This window comes from Prochlorococcus sp. MIT 1011 (assembly GCF_047305235.1).
Lineage (GTDB): Bacteria > Cyanobacteriota > Cyanobacteriia > PCC-6307 > Cyanobiaceae > Prochlorococcus_B.
In genome coordinates this window covers 298,145-323,547 of sequence record NZ_CP138983.1, presented here as the reverse complement: position 1 = coordinate 323,547, position 25,403 = coordinate 298,145, and the positions used below count along the sequence as shown (strand labels likewise).

Sequence of the window (25,403 nt, the reverse complement as noted above, 5' to 3'; positions counted from 1 at the left end):
AATTCACCCGCAAACTACTCTCAAAATCAAATCTATAAAAAACGCTTTCTCGGGCCGTCTCATTCTCAGATCAAGTACTCAGCTGCCTTCCTCACAAATATATAAGAATTACTTATCATTAGTATTAGAGTTGTTTAATAGCCAAGTTCAAATTATCACAACCAGCTTTTTTTCCACAGGAAACAGTGGGGAGCTTATTGCTCGGATTAATGCTGTGGAAAAGATGTGAGTTAAATCCAGATGGATTTGGGGAAAAAATCGAATAACTTTTAGTTAAGTTCTCTCACAAATAGTCTGAATCCCACATTGTTCTCATTGCATTAGCAACATGATTAGTCACATTTCTAGGCCAATAGACCTCTGCTCCTCGATTTAATAGCCCACTAGCACTCAAGATCAATCTAAGGTTCCACCCATATTGATCACCTTTTAAAATTGCCAACCAAGGGCTACGTTCTAATTCCAAAGTTATATCTTCATCTCCCATTAGTTGTTCTTTAACTGATTTGTATTGATCAGACAAATCTATTACCACCTTCACTAGATTTTCCCACTCAGATTTGTTCAACTCTATTGCCCAAGTATCTCCACCTATAAGTGTTGAAAAGTTATCTCTAGATGAATCCCTAATTATTCTCCAACCAGGACCTTCTTTTTTGAGCACCTAACCAGGTAATAGATCAGGCTGATCTTGTTCATCACTTAGTTCAATTATTGCTCTTTGTACTGGCTTCACTGTTGATTCTTCTAGAAGGCCATCAAAATCATCAAATCTTCTTTGCTTTGCTCTAAAAGCAATCCGAACAGTAGTGAGGTAGCGGTTAGTGGAATGTCTAATGAGACTCTCGCCTCTTTTTGCTAAATCCTTGGAATTAACTCCTGAACCTGACTTAATCACACTTAAAACATTTATCTTGCTTTATTCTAGGAGAGAATCGTTCATTTCTATATTTTTTCCAAAATAATAACAGTGGTGTTAGGTTTTCTAAACTCACTAGATCTCGTTTAATTCTTGCTTATAAAGCTAAACAATTCCTAAGAAATATGGAGAATAATAAAATAGATCAATTAGAAAACATCCAACAAGATGAAATCAATAACAATGATTTTGGAACATTAGCAATTGATTTAGGTAGTTCAACAACAGTTGTTGTGTTTCAAAAAGAGAACGGAGAATCGCCCGAACTTCTAGATTTGCCTCCCATTAGTCGATCTCCTGGGGAAATTCCAAGCTTAATTTGGGAATCATCAGAAGAAGAGGAAAAATATTTAATAGGACAGCAAATTATTGATTTAAACCTCATTAGTGAAGAAAAAGAAAAAAACTTAAGTCAAGATTTCAAAAGATGGATAGGATCTCCTGAAATTGATCCTATCTATGATTCAAAAATCTCCCCAGAGAAAGCTGGGGAGATTTTAATTCATAAGATTTGGGGGAAAGTCTCGGAGAAATTTAATATCAAAAGGCTTGTATTAACTGCTCCTGTAGATACATATCGAGAATATAGAACTTGGATAGTCAACGTATGTAATTCATTCAAAGTAAAAGAGATTGCATTAGTTGATGAACCGACAGCTGCTGCGATGGGTGCTGGACTAGCTCCAGGTTCAACATTGCTTGTTTTAGATTTTGGAGGAAGCACAATTGACATGTCAATTGTTGCTTTAGAGGGAGGAGAAGGACAAGCTTCACCAATTGCCCAACTTGTCAGATTTGATGGCAATAATCTCGAAGGGAAAAGTACCCAGGTTCTTCGCACCGCAAAAGTCCTAGGCAAAGCAGGAATTCGCATAGGTGGCAAAGATATAGATAGATGGATATCTCATCATTTATTACCAGAAGAAAAACCAACCAATTCAATTTTGAGAAAGGCCGAGGAGCTCAAATGTGAATTAAGCAATATCAATATAAAAGAAACGTTAGTTATTTCTAAACAAATAAAAAACAATCAGAATGAAGAAAAGTTTTTAAAACTATCTAAAAAAGGACTTGAAGAATTACTTATAGAAAAAGGCCTACTAAAAAGTATTAAAAAGCTTTTCAACCAAACAATTAATAGCGCAAAAAGAAATTCATTTGAATTAAAAGATCTCGATAGTGTTGTCTTGGTCGGAGGAGGATCTCGAATACCTTTAATTAAAAATTTTTTAAGTAATATTTGTAATTCTATCCCTTTTCTAACGCCTCCCCCTATTGAAGCAATTGCATTGGGAGCCTTAAATCTAACGCCAGGTGTTCAAGTCAAAGATGTACTTAACAAAGGGGTAAGTTTAAGATGCTGGAATAAAAAAAATGAAAAGCACATCTGGCATCCTCTTTTTCTGGCAGGCCAAACATGGCCAACAAATAAACCTTTAGAAATAATTTTATCAGCAAGTATAAATGATCAATTAAGCATAGATTTAATAATTGGCGAACCTCAGGAAGAAGGGTCAAATGAGATTATTTATATTGATGGGTTACCCACTTTGACAACAATAGAATCCAAGGATCAAATCAAGAAGATAAATAGTACTATTATTTCAATACCTCTAGATCCTCCTGGTAGAATTGATCAAGATTGTATTAAATTAATTTTTAATATTAATGACAATTGTCAACTTGAGGTTGAGGGCCTTGATTTACGAAATAATAATTCAATAAAAAATTATAATCTTGGGGGCATTAGATAACTTTTTTATATTATTTAAAATTACTATATTATATTTTTTTACATAAAAATATACCTTCTTCTCCATCAACTTCACTTAATCGAAGGTCAATCGACTCATCTTTACTAGTTGGTACGACACGTCCACAGAAATCAGGCTGAATTGGGACTTCTCTGTGACCTCTATCTACCATCGCAACAAGCAAGACTCTTTTTGCCCTTCCCCAGGAATGTAAAGCTTCTAGAGCTGCTTTTACAGTCCTACCTGTATAAATAACATCATCAACTAAAACTACCTCTCTATCGTCGACAGTCGATGGCAAATCAGACACTTGAGCTATTCGAGTACCAATCCTTGCAAGATCATCTCTATGAAAGGTTGGATCTAAACAACCATTCTCGATTGGATGGCCAGATAATTCCTCTAAATATTTAGCTAAAATTTTAGATAAATAAACCCCCCTAGTAGGAATTCCAATAAGCAATAGTGAAGTAATATTTGGAATCTTTTCCAAAATTTGAGAAGCCAATCTTTTTATGGTTCTATCAAGTTCTTTTTTTGAGAGGATTTCTATCTCTTTTTTTACAGTTTCTTCGGGCATATTTGAAAATCCTAAAATTTTATTTTTTCTTAGGAATAGCTGCAATACTTTTTTAATCTAATAGGGAAAAGCTAACCAAACGTCAAAGTATTAGCCTGTTTACCTATTAGGAAGTAATTTAATACAAAAGCAAAACATTATTAGGACCCAGTTTATTTGAATGTCAAGCAGTAACGCCGCTGTTTCAAAAAGCAAAGGGAAAGTAGCCCCAGTGGTATTGGCGATACTTGATGGTTGGGGGCATTCTGAAGAAATCAATCATAATTCTATTAAACAAGCATCTACCCCAGTAATGGATGCTTTATGGCATGCATATCCCCACACTCTGATTGAAGCGAGTGGAGCAGATGTTGGGCTACCAGATAATCAAATGGGCAACTCTGAAGTTGGACATCTAACTATTGGAGCAGGGAGGATAATTCAGCAAGAATTAGTCCGAATATCTAATACAGTTAAAGAAAATAAATTAATTGAAAATACTGCTCTTAATGAATTTGCTAAAACTTTAAAAAAGACAGGAGGAACTCTTCATATCATGGGACTTTGCTCTGATGGAGGTGTTCACAGCCACATCAATCATTTATGTGGATTAGTTGAATGGGCTTCCAAAAAGGGGCTAAAACGTCTTTCATTGCATTTATTTACTGATGGGAGAGATACTTCAGCAAAGAGTGCGTCGAAATACATAAAAACTGTAGAAACCAAAATCAAATCAGCAGGAGTAGGAGAAATTGCATCAATTTGCGGTAGATATTGGGCTATGGATAGAGATAATCGATGGGAAAGAACTTCAAAAGCCTACGAATTACTTACCAACCCTGACTTTGCAATAAGCAAGCTAACAGCAGAAGAAAGCATAAATAAAAGCTATCAAGATGGAATTACAGATGAATTTATTGAACCAGTTAGACTTTCCTCCTCATCATTACAAGATGGAGATGGAGTAGTTTTTTTCAATTTCCGCCCTGATAGAGCTAGGCAATTAGTAAAGGCACTTAAATTAAAAGATTTTGATGGCTTTGAGAGAAAAAACAAACTAGATATTGACCTACTTACCTTCACACAATACGAATCAGGTCTTCCTGTATCAGTTGCATTTCCACCTGAACCTTTAAATGATTTGTTAGGTCAAGTAGTTTCTGCTCATGGTTTAAATCAATATCGGACAGCTGAAACTGAAAAGTATCCACACGTAACTTATTTTTTAAATGGAGGTATTGAAAAACCATTAAAAGGAGAAGTAAGACATCTTGTGCCTTCACCAAGAGTGGCAACATATGATCTACAGCCTGAGATGTCAGCAGACGAACTAACTGAAAGCTGTATCAAAGCAATTGATACTGGGATTTACTCATTAGTGGTAATCAATTTTGCTAATCCAGATATGGTTGGACATTCGGGAATAATGTCAGCGGCAATAAAAGCTAATGAAAAAGTTGATTATTGTGTTGGGAAATTATTAAACTCGATTGGAAAACTAGGAGGATCTCTTCTCATAACAGCTGATCATGGTAATTCTGAAATGATGATTGGTCCCGATGGGCAACCATGGACCGCGCATACAACAAATCCTGTCCCAGTGATACTGATCGAAGGCGAAAAGCGTAAATTGAGTGGATATGGTAATGATATAAAACTAAGAGAGTGCGGAGGTGGATTATCTGATCTGGCTCCTACTCTTTTGCACCTATTGAATCTGCCAAAGCCAAAAGCAATGACTGGATCAACTCTTATTGAACCGATTAACTTACCTAAGAAACCAAATCTTATCCCTCAACCCGCATATTAAAGAAAAACAATGATCATTCCTCTCTTGTCTTGGGTATGGGTAATTTCAGGAGTTTTTCTAATACTATTAGTTCTTCTTCATAGTCCTAAAGGTGATGGAATGGGTGGCCTAGCATCAAGCGGAAGCTCAATGTTCAGTAGTGCAAGCAGTGCCGAATCGACCTTAAATAGAGCAACTTGGGCATGTCTTATCCTATTTTTATCCCTTGCTGTTATTCTTAGCGCAGGTTGGTTGAAATAAATTTTCAGGCTTAATCTTTCAGTCTTTTGAAATCTTCATCAATATTATTCTTAAGCTAGCTTGATAAGTATTAGATATTAGATTGTTTTTTTAAACCAGACTAAATATATTTGTTAATCAAACCAAAAAAAGAGACTGCTAAAACAATCTCTCTTTTTTATTTAATTAAGTGAAAATGATTAATCAGCAATCAAAGTCTCTATGAATAAGCAAAAAGGGACAAGATATAAATCCTGTCCCAAATTGAAATTAAAGTTTCTTTTGATTTAGAAGTTAATCAATAATCAAAATCACCACCCATTCCACCGCCAGTTGGGGAAGCATCCTTCTTCTCAGGCAAATCAGCAACTATGCATTCAGTAGTTAAAACCATTCCAGCTATTGAAGCAGCATTTTGCAAACCTGAGCGAGTTACCTTGGCTGGATCAACAATTCCAGCAGAAAGCATATCTACATATTCACCAGTTGCAGCGTTGTAGCCATCATTGACTGGTTTAGATTTAACGTTCTCGGCCACAACTGCTCCATTAGCACCAGCATTTTCAGCTATGCGCATTAGTGGAGAAGTAAGAGCAGCTTCAACAATATTTGCTCCGATCAATTCCTCACCGGAAAGATTGGATGAAGACCAATCACCCAATGAAGGAGCTAAATGAGCGAGTGTAGTTCCACCACCAGGAACAATTCCTTCTTCAACCGCAGCTTTAGTTGCATTAATTGCATCCTCTAGACGAAGTTTTTTGTCTTTCATCTCAGTCTCAGTTGCTGCTCCAACCTTCACTACCGCCACGCCGCCAGATAGCTTGGCTAATCTTTCTTGAAGCTTTTCTTTGTCATACGTTGAGTCAGTCTCATCCATCTGCTTCTTGATTTGTTCACATCTTGCTTTTACAGCTACTTCATTACCTTCAGCAACAATTGTTGATGTGTCCTTATTAATAGTAACTCTCCTTGAAGTTCCAAGCATGTCAAGAGTTGCATTCTCAAGTTTTAAGCCTGCATCCTCAGTAATGAGTTGTCCATTAGTTAAAACAGCCATATCTTCAAGCATCGCCTTTCTTCGATCACCAAAACCAGGTGCCTTAACGGCTGCAACGTTTAAAACACCTCTAAGCCTATTGACTACCAATGTAGCCAAAGCTTCTTTTTCTATATCTTCAGCAATGATTAGAAGAGGTTTACCGGTTTTAGCTACTTGCTCTAAAACAGGAACAAGATCTTGGACTAGACCAATTTTTTTATCCGTAAGCAATATGTAGGGCTCATCTAATACCGCTTCCATTCTCTCGGTATCAGTTGCAAAGTAAGGAGAAATGTATCCTTTATCAAAGCGCATTCCTTCAGTGACCTCTAATTCTGTGGTCATTGACTTGCCTTCTTCTAAAGAAATTACGCCTTCTTTGCCAACTTTATCCATTGCATCAGCAATCATCTTGCCGACTTCATCATCATTACCAGCAGCTATTGTTCCACACTGAGCAATTGCGTTACTGTCACTGATTGGTTTTGAATGATCTTTTATTTTTTCAACCAAAAATTCAGTTGCTTTATCTATTCCTTTTTTCAAAGTGATGGCATTGGCACCGGCGGCAACGTTTTTCAAACCAGCTTTAACCATCGCATGAGCAAGAACAGTCGCGGTGGTTGTTCCATCACCTGCAGCGTCATTGGTTTTTGAAGCAGCTTGACGGATTAGAGCAACTCCAGTGTTTTCAATGTGATCTTCGAGTTCGATCTCCTTAGCAATGGTTACACCATCATTGATTATTTGAGGTGCACCAAACTTTTTCTCTAGAACAACATTACGACCTTTGGGGCCTAAAGTTACTGCGACTGATTCAGCCAAAATGTCAATACCTCGCTCGAGTGCTCGGCGGGCTTGCTCGTTGTAAATAATGCGCTTAGCCATAAGAGGCGATTTCCTTTAATTTCGAAAGTTTTTTTGGGTTTGGACTGCAGCTAAAAAGCTGAGTGTTAATTGACGACAGCCAGAATGTCTTTCTCAGATAAAAGAACATATTCATCACTGCCAAGTTTGATATCAGTACCTGCATACTTACTGTAGAGAACTTTGTCTCCGACACTAATTTCAGGAGATTGACGAGAACCATCTTCGTTACGTTTGCCAGGCCCAACCTGAGCAACTTCGCCAACTTGAGGTTTCTCTTTAGCAGTGTCGGGAAGCAATATGCCCCCCGCTGTCTTCTCTTCTGATTCAGAAACTTTTACAAATACACGATCTCCAAGTGGCTTTACAGTGGAGACGCTGAGGGATACAGCTGCCATAAATTAATGCAGGAGCAAAAAAAACAAAAAAGCGCTTAGCGCAACTCGATAAAGAGTATTACTCATTACCAACCGTATCAATTTATGCCTCATAGCACGCTCTAGACCACATTTATTCTGTGCGGTTGACCGAACACTTAAAAAAAATGCCTGTGAAGTGGTAGTCTTAGCCGCTGATAGAGAGTATGCACATCAGAGCATGCTCACAAAGTTACTAGTTATCTTATGGCCGCTTCTGCTACTTCTACAGTTGGAACAAAGGGAATTGTTCGTCAAGTAATTGGACCTGTTTTAGATGTCGAATTTCCTGCTGGTAAGCTCCCAAAAATCCTCAATGCGTTAAGAATCGAAGGTAAGAACCCAGGCGGGCAAGAGATTGCACTGACAGCTGAAGTTCAACAATTATTGGGTGACCATCGAGTTAGAGCCGTTGCAATGAGCGGAACTGATGGATTAGTCAGAGGAATGGAAGCTGCAGACACAGGCGCTCCAATTTCCGTACCTGTTGGTGAAGCAACGCTTGGAAGAATTTTCAACGTCCTTGGAGAACCAGTGGATGAGCAGGGTGATCTTAAAGATGTAACTACCTCTCCAATACACCGGTCAGCCCCAAGCCTTACAGATTTAGAAACAAAACCAAAAGTATTTGAGACTGGTATAAAAGTTATCGATTTGCTTGCTCCATATCGTCAGGGTGGAAAAGTTGGATTATTTGGTGGGGCTGGAGTAGGGAAAACAGTTCTAATTCAAGAGCTAATAAATAATATTGCAAAAGAGCATGGTGGAGTATCCGTTTTTGGTGGAGTCGGAGAAAGGACAAGAGAAGGTAACGATTTATATGAAGAATTTAAAGAATCTGGTGTGATTAATTCAGAAGATTTAACCAAGTCAAAAGTAGCTTTGTGCTTTGGTCAAATGAATGAGCCCCCAGGCGCAAGGATGAGAGTGGGACTATCAGCATTGACTATGGCTGAGCATTTCCGTGATGTAAATAAGCAAGATGTTCTCTTGTTCATCGATAATATTTTCAGATTTGTTCAGGCTGGATCAGAGGTATCTGCTTTGCTGGGTCGTATGCCATCTGCAGTTGGATATCAGCCAACCTTGGGAACTGATGTGGGAGAGCTTCAAGAAAGGATCACATCAACCCTTGAAGGATCTATCACCTCAATTCAGGCTGTTTATGTACCAGCTGACGACTTAACAGACCCTGCACCTGCTACTACTTTCGCTCACTTGGACGCAACTACAGTTTTAGCAAGAGCTCTTGCGGCAAAGGGAATTTATCCTGCTGTTGATCCACTTGACTCAACCAGCACAATGCTACAGCCATCGGTGGTAGGCGATGAGCATTACCGCACTGCGAGAGCAGTTCAATCAACACTTCAAAGATACAAGGAATTGCAAGATATCATTGCGATTTTGGGATTGGATGAATTGTCAGAAGAAGATAGAAAGACAGTTGATCGTGCCCGGAAAATTGAGAAATTCTTATCTCAGCCATTCTTTGTAGCTGAAATCTTTACTGGTATGTCCGGTAAATACGTCAAATTAGAAGAAACAATTAAAGGCTTTAACATGATTCTCTCAGGTGAACTTGACCAGCTTCCTGAGCAAGCTTTCTATCTTGTTGGAAGCATTGATGAAGTGAAAGCTAAAGCAGAAAAAATAGCATCAGAATCAAAAGCTTAAATTAATTTCCTTTGTTCAATTACCTTAACTCAACTTTTTTAAAAATCCTCAAGAAATGACTCTAACTCTACGAGTTCTTGCTCCTGATCAGAGCGTATTTGACGATACTGCTGATGAAATAATCCTTCCAAGCACCACAGGGCTTTTGGGCGTATTGCCAGGTCACATTTCAATGGTTACTGCTATTGATTTTGGTGTATTGAGGATTTTAAAAAATGGCAATTGGGACTCAATTGCTCTCACTGGAGGTTTCGCAGAAGTTGAATCTAATGAAGTTACAGTTTTAGTTAACAAAGCTGAAATGGGGAAAAATATTGATTCAGCTAAAGCTGAGGCTGAATTAGAACAGGCTAAGAATCAACTAAATCAAACAAAGGATCAGAAAACTTCCCCTGAGAAAATTAAAGCTCAAGAAACATTTAACAAAGCAAAAGCTTGGTTTCAAGCATCAAAATCAGACTAAGATTTTTAAATAATATCCTTTTCCTTGAACAAAAATTTTGTTCAAGGATTTTTTATGCAGTACCGCAGAAAGTTACATCAGGGAATTTAACTTTTGCTTGTTCTAAGGTCTTTCCTTTGCCCTCCTCTTGCCAATAATTAATAACCTCTGTCGCTTTGTTTAATACTTCCACTCTTTCATTATCAGTAATCCAACTTTTTTCTTCTAATTGAGATTTTAATGTTTCCCATGCGTCTTCCCTTGGCCAAAAGAAATAAGCCGTGAGTGGACTAGGACCCCCTCCAACAATTTGGTCAACGGCCAAAGCCACATTATCTGGCAACCAAAGAATTTTTAGTAAAAACCTTCCCTCATCTGCTTTTGGTGTATGCCCTGAAGGTACACCATCTGCATCTATTGTTGCAGTTGCTAATGCTGCGGCACCACCAAGTGCACTTGGCCGACCTGATTTAGTCTCACCAGAATTTACTTTCTCTTGATTTTCAGATTGTGTGCTTGCCTCAGTACTTGTTACATCTTCTTGAACAGTACTAGCCTCTTCAGAAACCATCATCTCTAAGTTTTCTAATAGCTAACAAAGTACTAACTTAACAGGAATCAGGTCCTATTTGAATTAGTAGAGTAGGAATTCAAAAGGTTTTCTATTATTCGATAATGATGAATTATTGAAGGAGAAAAATATTTGGATAGATCTATTTGATAAGAGAAGCTTGAAATGATCAGATTTCTTAGTAAATAACTAAGAGAACTTCAATTAATATTCCAAATCACTCAAATTCTTAGCTGCTTTACGACTCAATACTTCTACAGAATCTTGTGTAACTAAAACATCATCCTCGATACGAATTCCTATACCTTTCCATCTTTTATCTATCTCAGGCTGTCCCTTTGGGACTGCCAACCGATCACTGATGTAAATACCAGGTTCAACCGTTAAAACCATGCCGGGTTGAAGATTTAAATGATAGTCACCAAGCCTATATGCTCCTACATCATGGACATCAAGACCTAGCCAATGCCCTGTTCTATGCATATACAAATGCGAGTAAGCTTGTTGTTCAATAATCGAATCCACATCGCCGACGAGTAAGCCAATATCAACTAAACCCTCAACAAGATGTTTTAATGCAGTCATATGTACATTCTCAGCGTTATCAGAGGGTCGAACACACTCAATTGCAGCTTTTTGAGCAAAGAGAACAATTTCATATAAAGCTTTTTGTTCTGCAGAAAACCTTCCATTTACTGGAAAGGTTCTTGTTATGTCGCCATTGTAATAATCATTTAAAGAGCAACCTGCATCTATCAAAACAAGATCTCCATTCTTTATGAGTGAATTGTTTTCGGTGTAATGGAGGACGCATGCATTATCACCTGATGCAACTATTGAGCCATAAGCAGGTCCTCGAGCCCCCTTTTCAAGAAAGTATTTTTCCATCTGAGCTTGTAAATCTCTCTCATTCATACCTGGACGAGCAAATTCTCTAACTAATTCATGAGCCTCTGCAGAAATTTGTGAGGCAATACGCATCCTCTCTATTTCAAAATCGTCCTTACAAAGTCTCATATTGTGAAGTATTGGACAAGGAGCAATCATGGATAATGGGGGCAATCCACTTCTTGGAAGTTTTTGTAAATGCTCCGACCAGGCTTTTAGAACCAAGGCCTCAATGTGAGAATGTTTTCCAACTCGAAAAGCAATTCCCTCTGCTCCCTCTAAATAATGAGATAAAAGGCTGGGCAATTCATTCAGAGAGTGAGCTATATCAACGTCAAAATTGTCTAAAACTCCTTTTGTTCCCCATCTAAAACCTGTCCAAACTTCAGCTGCAGACTCTTTAGGTAAGACGAATAGTACATATTGTTCTCCCTTAGGTTTATGAGGCAAAAACAAAGCGACTGCATTTGGCTCATCAAAACCAGTTAAGTACCAAAAGTCGCTATTTTGCCTAAATGGATACTCGCAATCTGCATGATGAGTAACTAATTCTGCAGCGGGAATAATAGCCGCATAAGAATCTAAATGTGACAAAAACAAGTCCCTACGGCGTTGAAAAACACTTGAATCAGCCACAAAAAATACTCCTATTTACACTTAAGGATGGCAAGAGATCTAACTTAGTGGAAAAATAAAAGCAAAAGATCCTTACTCTTTAAAAAATCTTTAGAGAATGAGCCAAGACATTATGCTTTTAACTGCTCTTATTGCGGTTATTCTAATGGGTTCTGCAATGTGCTCAGGGATAGAAGCAGCCTTGTTAGCCGTCAACCCATTACGCGTACATGAGCTCGCAAGAAGAGAACCCAAAGTATTAGGAGCTAGAAGATTAGAAAAATTACGCCACAGGATTGGAAGGACTTTAACTGTAGTAACAATTGCAAATAACAGTTTCAATATTTTTGGAAGTTTGATGGTAGGTAGCTACGCAACTTACATATTTCAAGATCGAATCGGAAATGTAAAGCCAATATTTTTTATTGGCCTTACCATTCTTGTTTTACTTCTTGGAGAAATTGTTCCCAAAGCGCTCGGAACAAGGCTTGCATTACAAATAAGTCTAACTAGTGCTCCTGTTCTTGATTTCTTGAGTATCGTCATGAGGCCGTTGCTTATAGTTCTAGAACGTCTACTACCAATTATCACTGCGAAGAGCGAGCTAACAACAGATGAAGAGGAGATAAGACAGATGGCTAGGCTTGGATCTCAAATTGGTCAAATAGAAGACGACGAAGCTGCAATGATATCCAAAGTTTTCCAATTAAATGATCTTACTGCTAAAGATCTAATGACTCCGCGTGTTGCAGCTCCAACACTTCCAGGAAGAGTTTCTTTGCAATCTGTTAAGTCAAACTTGTTAGAAAACAATTCAACATGGTGGGTAGTATTAGGTGAAGAAGTGGACAAGGTTGTCGGAGTTGCCAATCGTGAAAAGCTATTAGCCTCTTTACTTGAAGGAGACTCACATTTAACTCCTTACGACCTAAGCGAGAATGTAGAGTTTGTACCCGAAATGATTCGAGTAGATAGATTACTTCTTGGTTTTAATCAAGACGAAAATGGAGTCAGAGTTGTGGTAGATGAGTTTGGTGGATTTGTTGGTTTAATAGGAGCAGAAGCCGTTTTAGCAGTTTTAGCTGGTTGGTGGAGGAAATCAAATAAATGACTAACAAAAGAGAAATACCTACAAAATGCAAGTTATTACTTGATCAATGGAAAGAAAACTTAAATCTTACTAATTACGAAAAAACAAAATTTAAAGACACGTTAAATCAACTTGATTTTCAAATAAATAAATTAGAAAAAAAAGAACTACAGATCTCAGTACATGGCCGAGTAGGAGTTGGCAAATCAAGCTTATTAAATGCATTAATTGAAAAGCAAATTTTTCCAACGGACATAATTAACGGCAATACAAAAACTAGTAAATCTTATAAATGGTGCAAAAGTTTTAAAAACTTAAACAAAGTTGAGCTAAGAGACTCTCCTGGTATAGATGAAATAAATAATTCTAATAATGAAGAAATAAATTTCAATTATGTATTAAATACAGATTTAATTATTTTTGTAATTGATAGTGACATAACACGAGTTGAATTGGATTCGATTCAAGAGCTATTAAGCAATAACAAACCAATATTAATAGTTTTAAATCGTTGTGACCAATGGAATACAATAGAGACAAAACAAATACTTTCAAGTATTCATAGAAAATTATCATTTTGCAAACAAAAAATTAAAATTGCTTTAGCATCTTCATCTCCAAGGCAAGCGAAAATAAAGCCTGATGGAACTGTTAGAAGTGAACATAAAACTCCTAAAGTTGATATTCTTAAGAACGAACTTAAAGATATTATCGATCAAAGTGGTGAAGTACTTCTCTGTATAAATAGTCTAAGAATTGCCGACAAATTCTATAAATTACTTAAGGAGAATCGACTACTGAAAAAGAGAGAAGAAGCTCAAAGCTTAATAGGCAAATATGCAACTTTAAAAGCCTCAGGAGTAGCAATAAATCCCTTTTTAATGATTGATCTTATTACCGGTTTGGCTTTTGATAGTGCTCTTATTATCCAACTAAGTAAATTATATGGTTTAGAAGTTGGTGGTCCTTCCGCCAGAGAATTAGTGAAAAAGCTTAGTTTTCAAAATTCATTACTAGGGGGTGCACAAATAGGAATACAAATTACTTTAAATATTTTCAAGCAAGTACTGATCCTTTTTGCACCTCTAACTGGCGGATTAAGCCTTGCGCCTACTGCTCCCATAGCCATTATTCAAGCAGCTCTTGCTATTTATACGACAAAGCTTATAGGTCGTCTCGCAGCTTATAAATTTCTAATGGGAACAAATAAGAATGATGGCAGGCCTCAATTAATGTTGAACTATCTTCTCAAAAAAAATTTAGACTTCAGAATAATGCTTGGTGACTTTAAATTTCTTACATCAAGTACGGAAAAAAATAAAAGTTATTTATTGCCATGAAAGCCAAAATCAATTCAATAGCCTTATTTGGGACAAGCGCTGATCCACCCACTCTTGGTCACGAGGCCTTATTGAGTGAATTAACAAAGATCTTCCCAAAAGTTATAACGTGGGCAAGTGATAACCCTGATAAAAAGCATCAAATTCCACTTCTAAAAAGAACTCAACTTTTAAGAATTCTGGTAAAAAAAATTTCACATCCTAAATTAGAGCTAGTTCAAGAATTGAGTAGCCCTAGAACAATTCATACTCTAAAAAAAGCTTTTCAAATATGGCCTGAAGCAAGTTTTAGTTTTGTAATTGGCAGTGATTTAGCTATTCAAGTTCCAAAGTGGCTTAATGCCAAGTCTATTCTCAAGAAAACAACAATAGCTATCGCGATGAGAGATGGATGGCCAATTAGCGATAATCAATTAGAAGAGATTAAAAACCTTGGTGGTGAAATTGAACTATTGCCCTTTAATATACCTGAATCATCAAGTTCAAAATTCAGAGAGAGACCTCAAGAAGTTCTTGTTCCTCAAGAGCTTCTTCCCTTACTACTTGAAGAGAATCTATACGGACTGGCCGATAATACATAATGAAATTAGCATTGGTCCAACTCAATCCAATCATTGGAGATCTCGATGGTAATGCCGAGAAAATATTTGAAGTGTGCAAAGAGATCAAAAACAAAGAGGTGGCTCTAGTAATAACACCAGAGCTTTCTTTGATCGGCTACCCTCCAAAAGACTTATTATTCAATCCACGACTTTATGATGAGGAAAAAGATGTCCTAAACATATTAAGTGAAAGATTAAATAATCAATGTCAAAACTTATCTGTATTAATTGGTATTGCAGAGCCAACTCCTGATTTAGAAGTTCCTAAACTCTATAATTCAGTTGTTATTTTAGAACAAGGTACTTGGAGAATCATAGCGAGGAAGCAACTCCTTCCCACGTACGATGTGTTTGATGAAAAACGTTATTTTCGTTCTGCAGAGAATAGTAGTATTTTAAATTTTAATTATCAAGAAAAACTTTGGAAGATAGGAATAACTATTTGTGAAGATATATGGGTTGAGCAAAACCTACAAAATAAAAAAATCCTAGGGAAAGACCCCATAAGATCCCTAGAAAAAGAAAAGTTAGACTTGCTTATCAATCTTTCAGCTTCGCCATTTATTGAATCGAAAAGTTTATTACGCCAACGAATAGCAGCTAAAGCAGCTATTCGTCTTTCATGCCCGGTGATCTATGTCAATCAAGTAGGAGGGAATGATGAATTAATTTTTGATGGTTCTAGTTTTGCTCTTAATAAAAAAGGCAAGTTGCAACAAGAGCTTCCTGCCTTTAAAGAGTCAGTTGGTCTTTATGATATATCTTCCATCAAACAACAAAATTCGATATCAAGTGAATATCCAGCATCACAAGAAGTCCTTTTCAGGGCTTTAGTTCTTGGAGTTAAAGATTATGCAAGAAAATGTAATTTCAACAGTGCTGTTGTTGGATTAAGTGGGGGAATCGACTCAGCTTTAGTAGCAACTATTGCAGTTGCCGCTTTAGGCATCTCTAAAGTTCATGCGATTTTAATGCCATCTCCATGGAGTTCAGCAGGATCTGTAAAAGATGCAATGACATTAGCTAATCGACTCAGAATACATAATCAAACGATCCCGATCTCAGATGTAATGAATAGTTTTAACGATGCTTTATCCAATTCAATATGGGGCATGCCAACCGGTATAACAGCTGAAAATCTACAATCTCGCATTAGAGGAACAATATTGATGGCTCTAGCAAATCAAGAAAAACATTTGCTACTGTCTACAGGAAACAAGTCAGAACTGGCCGTAGGATATTGCACCCTTTACGGAGACATGAACGGAGGCTTATCTGTAATTGGAGATCTTTATAAGACAAGTGTATTTGATCTATGTAATTGGATAGATAGTGAGTCTTCATCCAGTTGCAGAAATGATTTCTTTCTCCCTGAAAAAGGAGAAATTATAGGCTCTGAAATAAGAAACAAACCACCCAGTGCTGAATTAAGACCGGAACAATTAGATAGCGATTCTTTGCCAGATTATTTCATTCTTGATCCAATCCTAAAAGGATTGATTGAGCAGCATCTGCCAACTGAAGTCTTAATAGAACAAGGATTTGATAAAAAAATTGTTCATAAAGTAGCCAATTTATTAAAGAACGCCGAATTCAAACGTTATCAAGCACCTCCTCTATTAAAAATTAGTAATCAAGCTTTTGGGAGTGGATGGAAAAAGCCAATAGCCTCAAGATAAATCCTAAAATTTACTTTTATTCGTCATTCAATTCCTTTAAGCAATCAATCGGTCTTCGCAGAGACTTAATATTAATCCCGTGACGTAAAGCGGTTATTAGTCCTGCAGCCTCTACATAATTTTCAGCGTACAAAATATTATTATTAATTTCACCACTTAAACAATCTAGCCTCATCTTTGTAGAGCTAACATTTAATACTCCTTGATTAGAAACTACTATCAAAGGAATATATCTTTCGATACAAGATAAAACTGCTTCACCACCTAATGCACCCTGTGGAACAACAACGGCTCCTAAATCCGTATTACTTAATAAAGCATGTTCTTTGGTTTGCATAGCTGACTTACAGATCAGATCAGGTGCACGACTAAGACCAACTAAAACACTTTGCAAAAATGTATATCCTATCTCCTCTCCCGAAGTTCGAGGATCTAAATCATAATCAATTGGTAAGGGGGCTAATCCAGGTGCATGTGCACAAGGAATTAATAAATGTTTTACAAGGAAATGACTTATTACTGCTTCGACCCCCGCGATAGCATCTACACCATTACCTTGTCGATAAAGTTTAGTCTCTAATCCATCACTATCATCAGGGAAGCGAGTTACTACAGCAATAGCGGTTGCACCAGCTTTCTTAAGTTTTTCAGCCGTTCTTAAAAGAATATCTGGTTCTTCAATATTCCCCCAACTCGATCCACTTAAACCTTTTTTTAGATTAATTTGTATGGCTCTTTCAGTGGTAATTACAGGGCCAATATTTAACCCCAAACTTGCGACACAGCCATCAGCAACTTGTAAATGTCTTTTCTTTAAATCAGACTCTAAGCCAGCATCTAATAACAAACCTACTTTTTGCTGTCTTACTGGTTTAAGAAACACTTCTCCAGCGGCGAAAAGATTTAAACTATAACCTTCTACATATTGGATACAAGTCTCTGGCCAATATAAAGATCCACCATTCATAACATTGGGATGAGTTATTAAACATTTACTAGCAGAAGCCAGTAATCTTGCAGCAGGGATTGCATCCCCTGCATATCCACCTACACTGCACCCTATGCCAGTAGGAATAATCAATAATGTTGGTAAAGGATCAGTAATTGACATAAAGAAATCAACTCAATTCAGAATTGATACCTTTCCTCTTATCTTGATTAATAATCAAAACAACTTCAAGAGATATTAATTGAATTTTTTTTTCAGAATGTGTAGTCACTGAAGTAATGGCCCACCTAAGTGGTTCACCATATTTCTTCAACTCAGACAAAATATAGTCTTTCAGATCAAATATGCCTAATTCAGAAGGCCAGACAAGGTCTAATTCTATAAATTCAAGATTCACTTTATTAATTACTTATACTTTGATAATTCGCAAGATTAAATCCAGATGAGAATCTAGGCAGCAGCGCCACCCACAACTTCTAAAATTTCTTGCGTAATTGCTGCTTGTCTTGCTTTGTTATAATCAATAGTAAGATTTTTAGCCAATTCCTTCGCATTATCACTAGCGTTATTCATAGCAGTCATTCTACTCGCCAACTCTGATGCAGCAGATTCCTGTAATGCACGAAGTAATTGATTCTGTAAATAAAGAGGTAAAAGAGAATTCAAAAGTTGATCAGGGCTTTGTTCAAAAACAATATCCGATGGTAATTTCGGCTCTTCATTAGAAGGAGCAGAATCTTTCTCAATAATTAATTGGCTATCTTTTGTAGTTAATCTAAAAATTTCATCCTCTGAATCTGCAATTCCTTGAGGGTCTAAAGGTAAAAGAGTTTGTATTGTTGGATTACAACTAACCAAACTTACAAACTTAGTAAAGATAACCTCTACTCGGTCAGTACTTTCAGAGAGGAATTCTGCTAATACTTCACTAGTTATAGAGGCAGCGTCCTCAGAAGTCGGAACTTGCTCTAATTCTTTGAAAGTTGCTCTTATCTTGTATATACTAGATCTATTTTCAAAATAACCTATTGATTTCTTACCAATCAAGACCAGATCAGGGCTATATCCTTGACCCTTTAATTCTGCATAGCGTTTTTCGGTTCGTTTGATAATATTTGCATTGTATCCCCCACATAACCCTCTATCTCCAGTTACGGCTACGAGGGTAATTGTCTTAACCTCACGCCTATTGAGTAATGGAGAGTCAGCCGCTTCAAATTGCATTCGTGATTGTATATTTTCTAAAACCCTTGCCAATCGATCAGCAAAAGGTCTACTCCGCAGAACTTGATCCTGTGCTCTCCGAACCTTCGCAGCAGCAACGAGTCTCATTGCTTCTGTGATCTTCCTGGTGTTTTTGACAGATACAATTCTGTCTCTTATGTCCTTAAGATTAGCCATAGGTAATTGTCTCTATTAGATAGCCTTAGTATTCAAGCCGCAAGCATGGAGGATTTAACCTCGCTAATAGCATCTTTAAGCATTGATTCAGATGATTCACTTAAGACTTTTTCGGAGAGAACACTTTTAATGAAGTCAGCCTTATTAGTTTTTAAATAATCACGCAATTCACGAGCAAACTTAGTCACATCCTCCTCAGGCACCTCGTCAATCAACCCTTTGACGCCTGCATAAACAATAGCTACTTGTTCAGCTAAATTCAGAGGATCAAATTGAGGTTGCTTAAGAAGTTCTCTTAGCCTTTTTCCTCTACCTAATTGCTTTTGCGTAGCCTCATCAAGATCTGATGCAAATTGAGAGAATGCCGCGAGTTCATCAAACTGAGCTAGTTCAAGTTTTAACGTACCTGCAATTTTCTTAATGGCTTTAGTTTGTGCAGCTCCTCCTACTCGACTAACTGATATACCAACATTAATTGCAGGTCTTAATCCAGAGTTGAATAAATCTGAGCTCAAGAAAATCTGACCATCAGTAATTGAAATAACATTGGTTGGAATATACGCAGAAACGTCACCAGCCTGCGTTTCAATAATAGGCAAGGAGGTCATTGATCCTGCACCCATAGCATCAGAAAGTTTTGCAGCTCTCTCAAGTAAGCGACTGTGGCAATAAAAAACATCTCCTGGATATGCTTCACGACCTGGTGGACGACGTAAAAGTAATGACATTTGTCTGTAAGCCTGAGCTTGCTTGGTTAAGTCGTCATAAATAACTAGTGTTGCCTTACCTTGATACATAAAATGCTCAGCAATCGCTGCGCCTGTGTATGGAGCTAAATATTGCAAAGCTGCAGCTTCAGATGCTCCTGCATTAACAATAATCGTATAATCCAAAGCTCCTTTTTCTTTAAGAACTTCAACTACATTTGCCACCGATGCTTGCTTTTGACCAACCGCTACATAAACACAAACAACATCTTGACCTTTTTGGTTGATAATTGTATCAATTGCTATTGCAGTTTTACCTGTTTGACGATCTCCAATGATCAACTCCCTTTGACCTCTCCCAATAGGGATCATCGCATCAATAGATGTGATGCCAGTTTGCATAGGCTCATGTACTGACTTTCTTTTGATAATTCCAGGAGCTATTGACTCAATTAATCGTGAATCAGTTGTAGCCATCTCTCCTTTCCCATCAATTTGCTGCCCAAGAGGATTAACAACCCTTCCAAGCATTGCCTCACCAACTGGGACTGAAGCAATCTTTCCAGTTGCTTTAACGGTGCTCCCCTCTTGTACACCTAAAGCTTCACCCATCAAGACGACACCAACATTGTCATCCTCAAGGTTTAAGGCAATCCCTTCAGTTCCATCTTCAAATTCAACTAGTTCGCCTGCCATAACCTGCTCAAGGCCATAAACTCTTGCGATACCATCACCAATTTGTAAAACAGTACCTACATTGCTTACTGATACTGACTTATCGTAATCAGCAATCTGCTGTTTAAGGATTGAACTGATCTCGTCGGGACGTATAGAAACCATGGGATTAACTTAAGTTGGGGAAGATGAAAGGGAGAGAGAAGAATAGAAAGTCAGTAGAGAATCAGCTGACCTTGGCCAAAGCAAGACCAAGTCGCCTGACTTGCCCTGCAATGCTGGCATCAATGACCTTTGATCCAACATTGACCACAAAGCCACCAAGCAATTCGGAATCGACTTTGAGATCGATTTCCAAATTATCTGTACCAGCTATAGATTGTACTTTCTTAAGTAGCTCAGATTGTTGATCTTCATCTAGAGCTGAGGCTGAAGTAATTGTTGCTAGAGCAATATTTCTTTGTTCTCGATAAATTTCCAATAATCTTTCAAGAACGGAATTCAACAATCCAATTCTCTGCCTATCTGCCAAAAGCTTTAGCAAGTTCAAGAAAGAGGGAGTGACCTGACTAGAGAAAAGCTTCTCTAAAGCTGCTTTCTTTTGATTAACCTCTAATACTGGCGATGACATCGCATCACTAAATTCTGGACAAGTATTCCAAATTTCTAAAATAGATTTAGCTTGAGTAACCACTTCATCGACTTCGTTTCGGCTTTCAGCGACTTGAAGGAACGCTTCGGCATATGGAGTAGTAATAGTATTAAGTAGTGGCATCAGTTGTCTCCAATATTTTTAATTGATTGTTTGAGAAAATTATCTTGAGTATTGGAATCTAACTTTTCAGGAAGAATTGCTAATGCTTTTTCAATAGCAAGTTCTGCAGCCTCTTTTCTTAATTGAGAAGTCACTCTTGCAGCTTCAGCATTTAAGTCGGATGCAGCACCCTGCTTTATTCTTGCCATTTCCTCAACAGTCCTTTTTTCGCTATCTAGACGAATTGCTTCTGCTCTCGCTTTACAATCATTTCTGATTTTGTCTGCTTTTTCCTTCGCAGAGGCAAGTTCATCTTTTGCTTTTGAAAAAGAATCTTTTGCTTGGGCTAAACGCTCTTCTGCTTCTTTCAAGTCTGAAAGGATTGAGGTTCTTCGCCTTTCAAGAATTTTTCCTAAAAAACCAGGCAAGAACTTATAGAGACCAAAAACAACAACAGCTAAGTTGATAATGTTGGTCTCAAAAATATTTAAATTAAGGCCAAAGCCTTCGGAAGCGAAAATTAAAAAAGTCATTTTTTTGCCAAGAGTCTTTCAACAATCAAATCACCAAGATTATCAGCTTCGCTTTTGAGTTGATTAAGAGCGTCATCTCTTTGTGAATCAATCTCTCGCCTAGCTTTCTCTCTCGACGCATTTGCATCTGAAGTGGCAAGAGCAAGAGCTTCTTTATAAAGATTCTCAGAATCTTGCTCTGCCTCAAGTATTACCTTTTGAGCTTCAAGACGAGCTTCTTTGAGCTGATCTTTAAGTTCAATCTCTAAGCGTTCAACCTCAGCGATTTTTTTCTTTGCTTCTGCCCGACTTGTATTTACATAATCCTCTCTTTCTTCAACTACCCGTCCGACAGGTTTGAAGAAAAGAGCATTAAGAATGAAAGTAAGTAATACAACCTGAACCGCCATTAGCGGAAGAGTTGCATCGAAATCAAACAGACCTCCCTCAGAGGCACCAAACAAAAACAAAGTTGGCATTAGCTAGGGTTGCAAGAATTTAAGCGAGCCGCAAAACGGCAATTGAAATTTGCTAAAGAATTTCAAATATTGGGCTGAAAGTTAATCAAATTGATTGATTTACAAAAATCAGCCCTGTTTGAAATATTCAACCAGCAAAAGGGTTGGCGAAGAGAAGCACCAATGCAACCACAAGGCCATAAATGGTAAGTGATTCCATGAAAGCGAAAGAAAGAAGCAAAGTACCTCTAATTTTTCCCTCAGCTTCAGGTTGACGGGCTATGCCCTCTACTGCGCCTTGTGCAGCACTACCCTGACCGATACCAGGGCCTATTGCGCCAAGGCCTACAGCTAAACCAGCTGCAACAACTGATGCGGCGGTGGTAATGGAATCCATAATTCTGCTAAAGATGTGTAGCGCTTTAAACGCTTATAGAGTTGTGAACGGGAGTTTATACCTGCGAGGGGTGCATCTCATAATTCTTGAGATGATACTGAAAGAATTTCAGGCCTCAAAGCAAGTAATTTGCCATTGAAAAGTTAATTCAGTAGCAAAAAATTATGATTAATGATGCTCTTCAACTGCTTCCCCGATGTAATAAGCAGCAAGAGTTGCAAAAATCAGAGCCTGAATAGCACTAGTAAACAAGCCTAGAAACATAACTGGAACTGGAAGAACGAGAGGTACAAGAAAAACAAGTACAGCTACAACAAGTTCATCAGCCAGGATATTTCCAAATAAACGGAATGAAAGTGAGAGAGGCTTTGTAAAGTCTTCAACAATTTTGAATGGGAGCATTATTGGCGTTGGGTGAACGTAATACTCGAAGTAACGCAAACCTTTATTGCTCAACCCCGCATAGAAATATGAGAGAGACACCAGTAGTGCTAAAGCAACAGTCGTGTTTATGTCAGCTGTAGGAGCCCCAAGTTCACCACTTGGTAGTTCAATCAGCTTCCATGGAACTAATGCTCCGCCCCAGTTGCTCACAAATATGAACAGAAAGAGGGTTCCGATGAAAGGCATCCAATCTCTATAAACCTTTTCACCAATTTGTGTTCTAGCGAGATCACGTATGTAATCCCATAGAAATTCCAAAAGGTTTTGCACCCCTTTTGGATCACGTTCCATTTTTTTTGTTCCAATGACTACTAAGGCAAGCAAAGCGCCTATAAGGAGCCATGAAGTCATAAAAACCTGGCCGTGAATTCTAAAATTTCCAATTTGCCAATAGAGGTGTTGACCCACCTCTAATTCAGCTAAAGGAAAAACAAATGGTAAAAAACCCATTTATCTGGAAGTTAGGTTGCGTAGAAAATAAAGGCCAAACAAACAAAACTTAAAAATTTGATTTCTAAAAAGCACTTACGGCATTGATAGAAACTGAATAATTAACGCTGGTTTATAAAGCAAAAATCCTAATAAAGCCGGAATCAAATCGAGTTGAGGAAATCTAGAAGATACCAAAACCAAAAGAACCGGAACTAACAACTGGACTTTACCGACGATTTTTGATGAAGTACCTAATCTTCCAACTCCGCGAGCAAGCAAGCGAAAATAAAAAATTCCTGATAAAGCACCAATAAATAGGCTTGCACTAACCTGGATTCCCCAAAAGAAACCAGCTATGCCAACAGAAAAAATAGTCAATAAGAAGGCAAGACGGAATACTCGAAATTGAAGTTCAAGATATTCGTCTAATTTGACTCCGGAGGATGAGTCCGATGAATCAATATCCAGAATAGGATCCTGACTTGAGCAACTATCAACGGTCTCAGATGCCACAAAAATTCCTCCTTTGGGAGTTACTTAGTGATATTGAGAAGTTGTTTTGCAAACAAGACACCTAAGCTCTCTGCAAAGGCCCGGGGAATCTATCACGAGACTTGCATCAAAACAAAAAAAATTTCACGAATAAATTGAAAAGTTTGTTAATTTAACAAATAGTGAAAAAAAATTAAGAAGAGTTTTAGTTATCCAATCTAAATCAATCTATAATTTCTTTAAAGATTTAATACTGATGATATAAAATTAAATAATTAGTTATTGATCTATTTTTTTTGATCTTAACAATAAAATAAACAATCAAATTCAACACATGAAAACTTCTTAAATTTTGTGGGATTCCATAAAAAAGTAAATCAATTCAAGTTTAAAGACTTGGCAAAATAGGATTTTGACGGCTCAATGGTATATAAGCAAAAGATCCTTTGAGTAATATTTCTAATAAAAAAATTCTATTTGAATCCAAAAAGGGAAATGCTCGCGAATCAAAAGATTATCTGAGTAATTTAATAAACAAAAAGATTCTTCCATTGCCTTGGCCTTTTTGGCCAAAGGAGGGACGATTAATAATGGGATTAATCGCCTTTTGGAGCATTTCAGGAATTTTCATACTTGGATCCGCTAGTTGGTGGGTAGCCACTAGAGAGATGGGTGAAGGTTCTTATTACATAAAAAGACAAATAATCTGGCTGTTAGCTAGTTGGAGCATTTTTTATCTGGCAATCAATATCCAACTAAAAAACTGGCTTAGGCTCTCAGGTCCTTTCCTTTTGATAGGCATGCTGCTGATTGCCTCAACAAGTTTTTTCGGTAGTACTGTTAATGGATCTACTCGATGGTTGATTATCGGCCCAATCCAAGTTCAACCATCGGAATTAATTAAACCTTTTATTATTCTTCAAAGCGCAAAACTTTTTGGTCAATGGGAAAGAATAAATTCAGAAAAAAAACTTTTTTGGTTAACTATTTTTGCTTCCATTATTTTATTAATTATAAAACAGCCCAATTTAAGCACCGCTGCATTAACAGGCATATTACTTTGGATGATTGCCTTAGCAGCTGGTATTAATTTCCGACATCTTTTAAAAACTGCTTTATCTGGTTTGACTGTTGGTTCAATAAGTATTTTTTTTAATACTTATCAACAAAGTCGAATATTATCATTTATTAACCCTTGGAAAGACCCTCAAGAAAGTGGCTATCAATTAATTCAGAGTCTTTATGCTATTGGTTCGGGTGGGTTGTTTGGAGAAGGATATGGTCTATCAATGCAAAAATTACAATATCTACCATACAGAAGTACTGATTTTATATTTGCTGTTTTTGCTGAGGAATTTGGGTTTTTTGGATCTATTTTACTTTTATCATTTCTACTGGTAGTTGCATATTTAACTCTTAAAATATCACTAAATTGCAGGAATAATTATTCTAAACTAATCTCTATTGGATCAGGAACTATTCTTGTAGGCCAATCAATTATGCACATTGCGGTCTCTTCAGGCGCAATGCCTACGACTGGTCTACCGTTCCCTTTGATCAGTTATGGTGGAAACTCGTTAATTTCAAGCTTACTAATAGCTGCCTTATTGGTCAGATGCTCTATTGAATCTTCAGATTTATTAGTTAAAAATTCCTCTAATTGACTTTTAAATAGATAATCTGGAGGAGGAACTT

Annotated in this window: 27 protein-coding genes; 10 read left to right on the top strand and 17 right to left on the bottom strand. The window is 37.3% G+C overall.

Features of this window, described 5'->3' with window-relative positions:
* Nucleotides 1-283: 283 nt before the first annotated feature.
* Both SIB75_RS01695 and SIB75_RS01690 read right to left on the bottom strand, forming a co-directional pair.
* Nucleotides 284-664, bottom strand: a complete 381-nt coding sequence (locus SIB75_RS01695) for a DUF1818 family protein (protein WP_413391656.1) — start codon at nucleotides 662-664, stop codon at nucleotides 284-286.
* Nucleotides 665-898 (bottom strand): DNA-directed RNA polymerase subunit omega, encoded by a 234-nt coding sequence (locus tag SIB75_RS01690; protein ID WP_158467134.1) that lies wholly within the window; start codon nucleotides 896-898, stop codon nucleotides 665-667.
* A gap of 146 nt (nucleotides 899-1,044) precedes the next feature.
* Between SIB75_RS01690 and SIB75_RS01685 the strand changes: the two genes are divergently transcribed.
* Entirely contained in the window at nucleotides 1,045-2,673 is a 1,629-nt protein-coding gene (locus SIB75_RS01685; protein WP_413683711.1) for an Hsp70 family protein, read from the top strand.
* Nucleotides 2,674-2,701: 28 nt separating this feature from the next.
* On the opposite strand, the gene pyrR is transcribed toward SIB75_RS01685, so the two are convergent.
* Complete coding sequence (pyrR, locus tag SIB75_RS01680; RefSeq protein ID WP_413683710.1) at nucleotides 2,702-3,253, bottom strand: bifunctional pyr operon transcriptional regulator/uracil phosphoribosyltransferase PyrR; 552 nt, start codon at nucleotides 3,251-3,253, stop codon at nucleotides 2,702-2,704.
* Between the two features lie 160 nt (nucleotides 3,254-3,413).
* On the opposite strand from pyrR, the gene gpmI reads away from it, so the two are divergent.
* Together gpmI and secG are read left to right on the top strand one after the other, a co-directional pair.
* Nucleotides 3,414-5,042 (top strand): 2,3-bisphosphoglycerate-independent phosphoglycerate mutase, encoded by a 1,629-nt coding sequence (gene gpmI / locus SIB75_RS01675; protein WP_413683709.1) that lies wholly within the window; start codon nucleotides 3,414-3,416, stop codon nucleotides 5,040-5,042.
* A 9-nt stretch (nucleotides 5,043-5,051) separates the two neighbouring features.
* Nucleotides 5,052-5,282: a preprotein translocase subunit SecG gene (gene secG / locus SIB75_RS01670; RefSeq protein WP_413683708.1), complete on the top strand. Its 231-nt coding sequence runs from the start codon at nucleotides 5,052-5,054 to the stop codon at nucleotides 5,280-5,282.
* A 277-nt stretch (nucleotides 5,283-5,559) separates the two neighbouring features.
* On the opposite strand, the gene groL is transcribed toward secG, so the two are convergent.
* Entirely contained in the window at nucleotides 5,560-7,191 is a 1,632-nt protein-coding gene (groL, locus tag SIB75_RS01665; protein WP_413683707.1) for a chaperonin GroEL, read from the bottom strand.
* A 65-nt stretch (nucleotides 7,192-7,256) separates the two neighbouring features.
* Nucleotides 7,257-7,568 carry a co-chaperone GroES gene (gene groES, locus SIB75_RS01660; RefSeq protein ID WP_036905521.1) on the bottom strand — a complete coding sequence of 104 codons (312 nt, stop codon included), beginning with the start codon at nucleotides 7,566-7,568 and terminating at the stop codon, nucleotides 7,257-7,259.
* A gap of 225 nt (nucleotides 7,569-7,793) precedes the next feature.
* On the opposite strand from groES, the gene atpD reads away from it, so the two are divergent.
* Nucleotides 7,794-9,260 carry a F0F1 ATP synthase subunit beta gene (gene atpD / locus SIB75_RS01655; protein WP_413683706.1) on the top strand — a complete coding sequence of 489 codons (1,467 nt, stop codon included), beginning with the start codon at nucleotides 7,794-7,796 and terminating at the stop codon, nucleotides 9,258-9,260.
* A gap of 55 nt (nucleotides 9,261-9,315) precedes the next feature.
* On the top strand, nucleotides 9,316-9,723 hold the full coding sequence (gene atpC, locus SIB75_RS01650) for an ATP synthase F1 subunit epsilon (protein ID WP_413683705.1): 408 nt from the start codon (nucleotides 9,316-9,318) through the stop codon (nucleotides 9,721-9,723).
* A 52-nt stretch (nucleotides 9,724-9,775) separates the two neighbouring features.
* On the opposite strand, the gene SIB75_RS01645 is transcribed toward atpC, so the two are convergent.
* Together SIB75_RS01645 and SIB75_RS01640 are read right to left on the bottom strand one after the other, a co-directional pair.
* On the bottom strand, nucleotides 9,776-10,276 hold the full coding sequence (locus SIB75_RS01645; protein WP_413391672.1) for a 30S ribosomal protein PSRP-3: 501 nt from the start codon (nucleotides 10,274-10,276) through the stop codon (nucleotides 9,776-9,778).
* Nucleotides 10,277-10,477: 201 nt separating this feature from the next.
* Nucleotides 10,478-11,797, bottom strand: a complete 1,320-nt coding sequence (locus tag SIB75_RS01640) for an aminopeptidase P N-terminal domain-containing protein (protein WP_413683704.1) — start codon at nucleotides 11,795-11,797, stop codon at nucleotides 10,478-10,480.
* Between the two features lie 97 nt (nucleotides 11,798-11,894).
* On the opposite strand from SIB75_RS01640, the gene SIB75_RS01635 reads away from it, so the two are divergent.
* From SIB75_RS01635 to SIB75_RS01620, 4 genes are read left to right on the top strand one after another with little or no spacing between them, the layout of a single operon-like run.
* The gene (locus tag SIB75_RS01635) at nucleotides 11,895-12,887 is read left to right on the top strand and encodes a CNNM domain-containing protein (protein WP_413683703.1); all 993 of its coding nucleotides are present in this window, start codon (nucleotides 11,895-11,897) and stop codon (nucleotides 12,885-12,887) included.
* The gene (locus SIB75_RS01630; protein WP_413683702.1) at nucleotides 12,884-14,206 is read left to right on the top strand and encodes a GTP-binding protein; all 1,323 of its coding nucleotides are present in this window, start codon (nucleotides 12,884-12,886) and stop codon (nucleotides 14,204-14,206) included. The genes SIB75_RS01635 and SIB75_RS01630 overlap by 4 nt, the downstream gene beginning before the upstream one ends.
* Entirely contained in the window at nucleotides 14,203-14,787 is a 585-nt protein-coding gene (locus SIB75_RS01625; RefSeq protein ID WP_413683701.1) for a nicotinate-nucleotide adenylyltransferase, read from the top strand. The genes SIB75_RS01630 and SIB75_RS01625 overlap by 4 nt, the downstream gene beginning before the upstream one ends.
* Complete coding sequence (locus SIB75_RS01620) at nucleotides 14,787-16,487, top strand: NAD+ synthase (protein ID WP_413683700.1); 1,701 nt, start codon at nucleotides 14,787-14,789, stop codon at nucleotides 16,485-16,487. Before SIB75_RS01625 ends, SIB75_RS01620 begins: the two co-directional genes overlap by 1 nt.
* 16 nt (nucleotides 16,488-16,503) lie before the next feature.
* Here the strand turns inward: SIB75_RS01620 and SIB75_RS01615 are convergent, their stop codons facing one another.
* The 10 genes from SIB75_RS01615 to SIB75_RS01570 form a co-directional block, all read right to left on the bottom strand.
* Nucleotides 16,504-17,598 carry a DUF3326 domain-containing protein gene (locus tag SIB75_RS01615; protein WP_413683699.1) on the bottom strand — a complete coding sequence of 365 codons (1,095 nt, stop codon included), beginning with the start codon at nucleotides 17,596-17,598 and terminating at the stop codon, nucleotides 16,504-16,506.
* Nucleotides 17,599-17,605: 7 nt separating this feature from the next.
* Nucleotides 17,606-17,833 (bottom strand): hypothetical protein, encoded by a 228-nt coding sequence (locus SIB75_RS01610; protein ID WP_413683698.1) that lies wholly within the window; start codon nucleotides 17,831-17,833, stop codon nucleotides 17,606-17,608.
* 53 nt (nucleotides 17,834-17,886) lie between these two features.
* Nucleotides 17,887-18,837 carry a F0F1 ATP synthase subunit gamma gene (locus SIB75_RS01605; protein ID WP_413683697.1) on the bottom strand — a complete coding sequence of 317 codons (951 nt, stop codon included), beginning with the start codon at nucleotides 18,835-18,837 and terminating at the stop codon, nucleotides 17,887-17,889.
* 32 nt (nucleotides 18,838-18,869) lie between these two features.
* Nucleotides 18,870-20,384, bottom strand: coding sequence for a F0F1 ATP synthase subunit alpha (gene atpA / locus SIB75_RS01600; protein WP_413389140.1), 1,515 nt, complete (start codon nucleotides 20,382-20,384; stop codon nucleotides 18,870-18,872).
* Nucleotides 20,385-20,445: 61 nt separating this feature from the next.
* Nucleotides 20,446-20,994: an ATP synthase F1 subunit delta gene (gene atpH, locus SIB75_RS01595; RefSeq protein WP_413683696.1), complete on the bottom strand. Its 549-nt coding sequence runs from the start codon at nucleotides 20,992-20,994 to the stop codon at nucleotides 20,446-20,448.
* Complete coding sequence (locus SIB75_RS01590) at nucleotides 20,994-21,506, bottom strand: F0F1 ATP synthase subunit B (RefSeq protein ID WP_413683695.1); 513 nt, start codon at nucleotides 21,504-21,506, stop codon at nucleotides 20,994-20,996. The genes atpH and SIB75_RS01590 overlap by 1 nt, the downstream gene beginning before the upstream one ends.
* Complete coding sequence (locus SIB75_RS01585; protein ID WP_413683694.1) at nucleotides 21,503-21,964, bottom strand: F0F1 ATP synthase subunit B'; 462 nt, start codon at nucleotides 21,962-21,964, stop codon at nucleotides 21,503-21,505. Before SIB75_RS01585 ends, SIB75_RS01590 begins: the two co-directional genes overlap by 4 nt.
* A gap of 127 nt (nucleotides 21,965-22,091) precedes the next feature.
* Nucleotides 22,092-22,340 (bottom strand): ATP synthase F0 subunit C, encoded by a 249-nt coding sequence (gene atpE / locus SIB75_RS01580; RefSeq protein WP_011125758.1) that lies wholly within the window; start codon nucleotides 22,338-22,340, stop codon nucleotides 22,092-22,094.
* A 168-nt stretch (nucleotides 22,341-22,508) separates the two neighbouring features.
* Nucleotides 22,509-23,234, bottom strand: a complete 726-nt coding sequence (gene atpB / locus SIB75_RS01575; protein ID WP_269606848.1) for a F0F1 ATP synthase subunit A — start codon at nucleotides 23,232-23,234, stop codon at nucleotides 22,509-22,511.
* 75 nt (nucleotides 23,235-23,309) lie between these two features.
* Nucleotides 23,310-23,729, bottom strand: coding sequence for an ATP synthase subunit I (locus tag SIB75_RS01570; RefSeq protein ID WP_413683693.1), 420 nt, complete (start codon nucleotides 23,727-23,729; stop codon nucleotides 23,310-23,312).
* Nucleotides 23,730-24,154: 425 nt separating this feature from the next.
* On the opposite strand from SIB75_RS01570, the gene SIB75_RS01565 reads away from it, so the two are divergent.
* Nucleotides 24,155-25,372, top strand: coding sequence for an FtsW/RodA/SpoVE family cell cycle protein (locus tag SIB75_RS01565; RefSeq protein ID WP_413683692.1), 1,218 nt, complete (start codon nucleotides 24,155-24,157; stop codon nucleotides 25,370-25,372).
* Nucleotides 25,373-25,403: the final 31 nt, after the last annotated feature.

Coding starts and splice junctions, on each gene's coding strand:
- SIB75_RS01685 (WP_413683711.1), top strand. CDS start 1,045: ATGGAGAATAATAAAATAGATCAATTAGAAAACATCCAACAAGATGAA.
- pyrR (WP_413683710.1), bottom strand. CDS start 3,253: ATGCCCGAAGAAACTGTAAAAAAAGAGATAGAAATCCTCTCAAAAAAA.
- gpmI (WP_413683709.1), top strand. CDS start 3,414: ATGTCAAGCAGTAACGCCGCTGTTTCAAAAAGCAAAGGGAAAGTAGCC.
- secG (WP_413683708.1), top strand. CDS start 5,052: ATGATCATTCCTCTCTTGTCTTGGGTATGGGTAATTTCAGGAGTTTTT.
- groL (WP_413683707.1), bottom strand. CDS start 7,191: ATGGCTAAGCGCATTATTTACAACGAGCAAGCCCGCCGAGCACTCGAG.
- groES (WP_036905521.1), bottom strand. CDS start 7,568: ATGGCAGCTGTATCCCTCAGCGTCTCCACTGTAAAGCCACTTGGAGAT.
- atpD (WP_413683706.1), top strand. CDS start 7,794: ATGGCCGCTTCTGCTACTTCTACAGTTGGAACAAAGGGAATTGTTCGT.
- atpC (WP_413683705.1), top strand. CDS start 9,316: ATGACTCTAACTCTACGAGTTCTTGCTCCTGATCAGAGCGTATTTGAC.
- SIB75_RS01645 (WP_413391672.1), bottom strand. CDS start 10,276: ATGATGGTTTCTGAAGAGGCTAGTACTGTTCAAGAAGATGTAACAAGT.
- SIB75_RS01635 (WP_413683703.1), top strand. CDS start 11,895: ATGAGCCAAGACATTATGCTTTTAACTGCTCTTATTGCGGTTATTCTA.
- SIB75_RS01630 (WP_413683702.1), top strand. CDS start 12,884: ATGACTAACAAAAGAGAAATACCTACAAAATGCAAGTTATTACTTGAT.
- SIB75_RS01625 (WP_413683701.1), top strand. CDS start 14,203: ATGAAAGCCAAAATCAATTCAATAGCCTTATTTGGGACAAGCGCTGAT.
- SIB75_RS01620 (WP_413683700.1), top strand. CDS start 14,787: ATGAAATTAGCATTGGTCCAACTCAATCCAATCATTGGAGATCTCGAT.
- SIB75_RS01615 (WP_413683699.1), bottom strand. CDS start 17,598: ATGTCAATTACTGATCCTTTACCAACATTATTGATTATTCCTACTGGC.
- SIB75_RS01605 (WP_413683697.1), bottom strand. CDS start 18,837: ATGGCTAATCTTAAGGACATAAGAGACAGAATTGTATCTGTCAAAAAC.
- atpA (WP_413389140.1), bottom strand. CDS start 20,384: ATGGTTTCTATACGTCCCGACGAGATCAGTTCAATCCTTAAACAGCAG.
- atpH (WP_413683696.1), bottom strand. CDS start 20,994: ATGCCACTACTTAATACTATTACTACTCCATATGCCGAAGCGTTCCTT.
- SIB75_RS01590 (WP_413683695.1), bottom strand. CDS start 21,506: ATGACTTTTTTAATTTTCGCTTCCGAAGGCTTTGGCCTTAATTTAAAT.
- SIB75_RS01585 (WP_413683694.1), bottom strand. CDS start 21,964: ATGCCAACTTTGTTTTTGTTTGGTGCCTCTGAGGGAGGTCTGTTTGAT.
- atpE (WP_011125758.1), bottom strand. CDS start 22,340: ATGGATTCCATTACCACCGCCGCATCAGTTGTTGCAGCTGGTTTAGCT.
- atpB (WP_269606848.1), bottom strand. CDS start 23,234: ATGGGTTTTTTACCATTTGTTTTTCCTTTAGCTGAATTAGAGGTGGGT.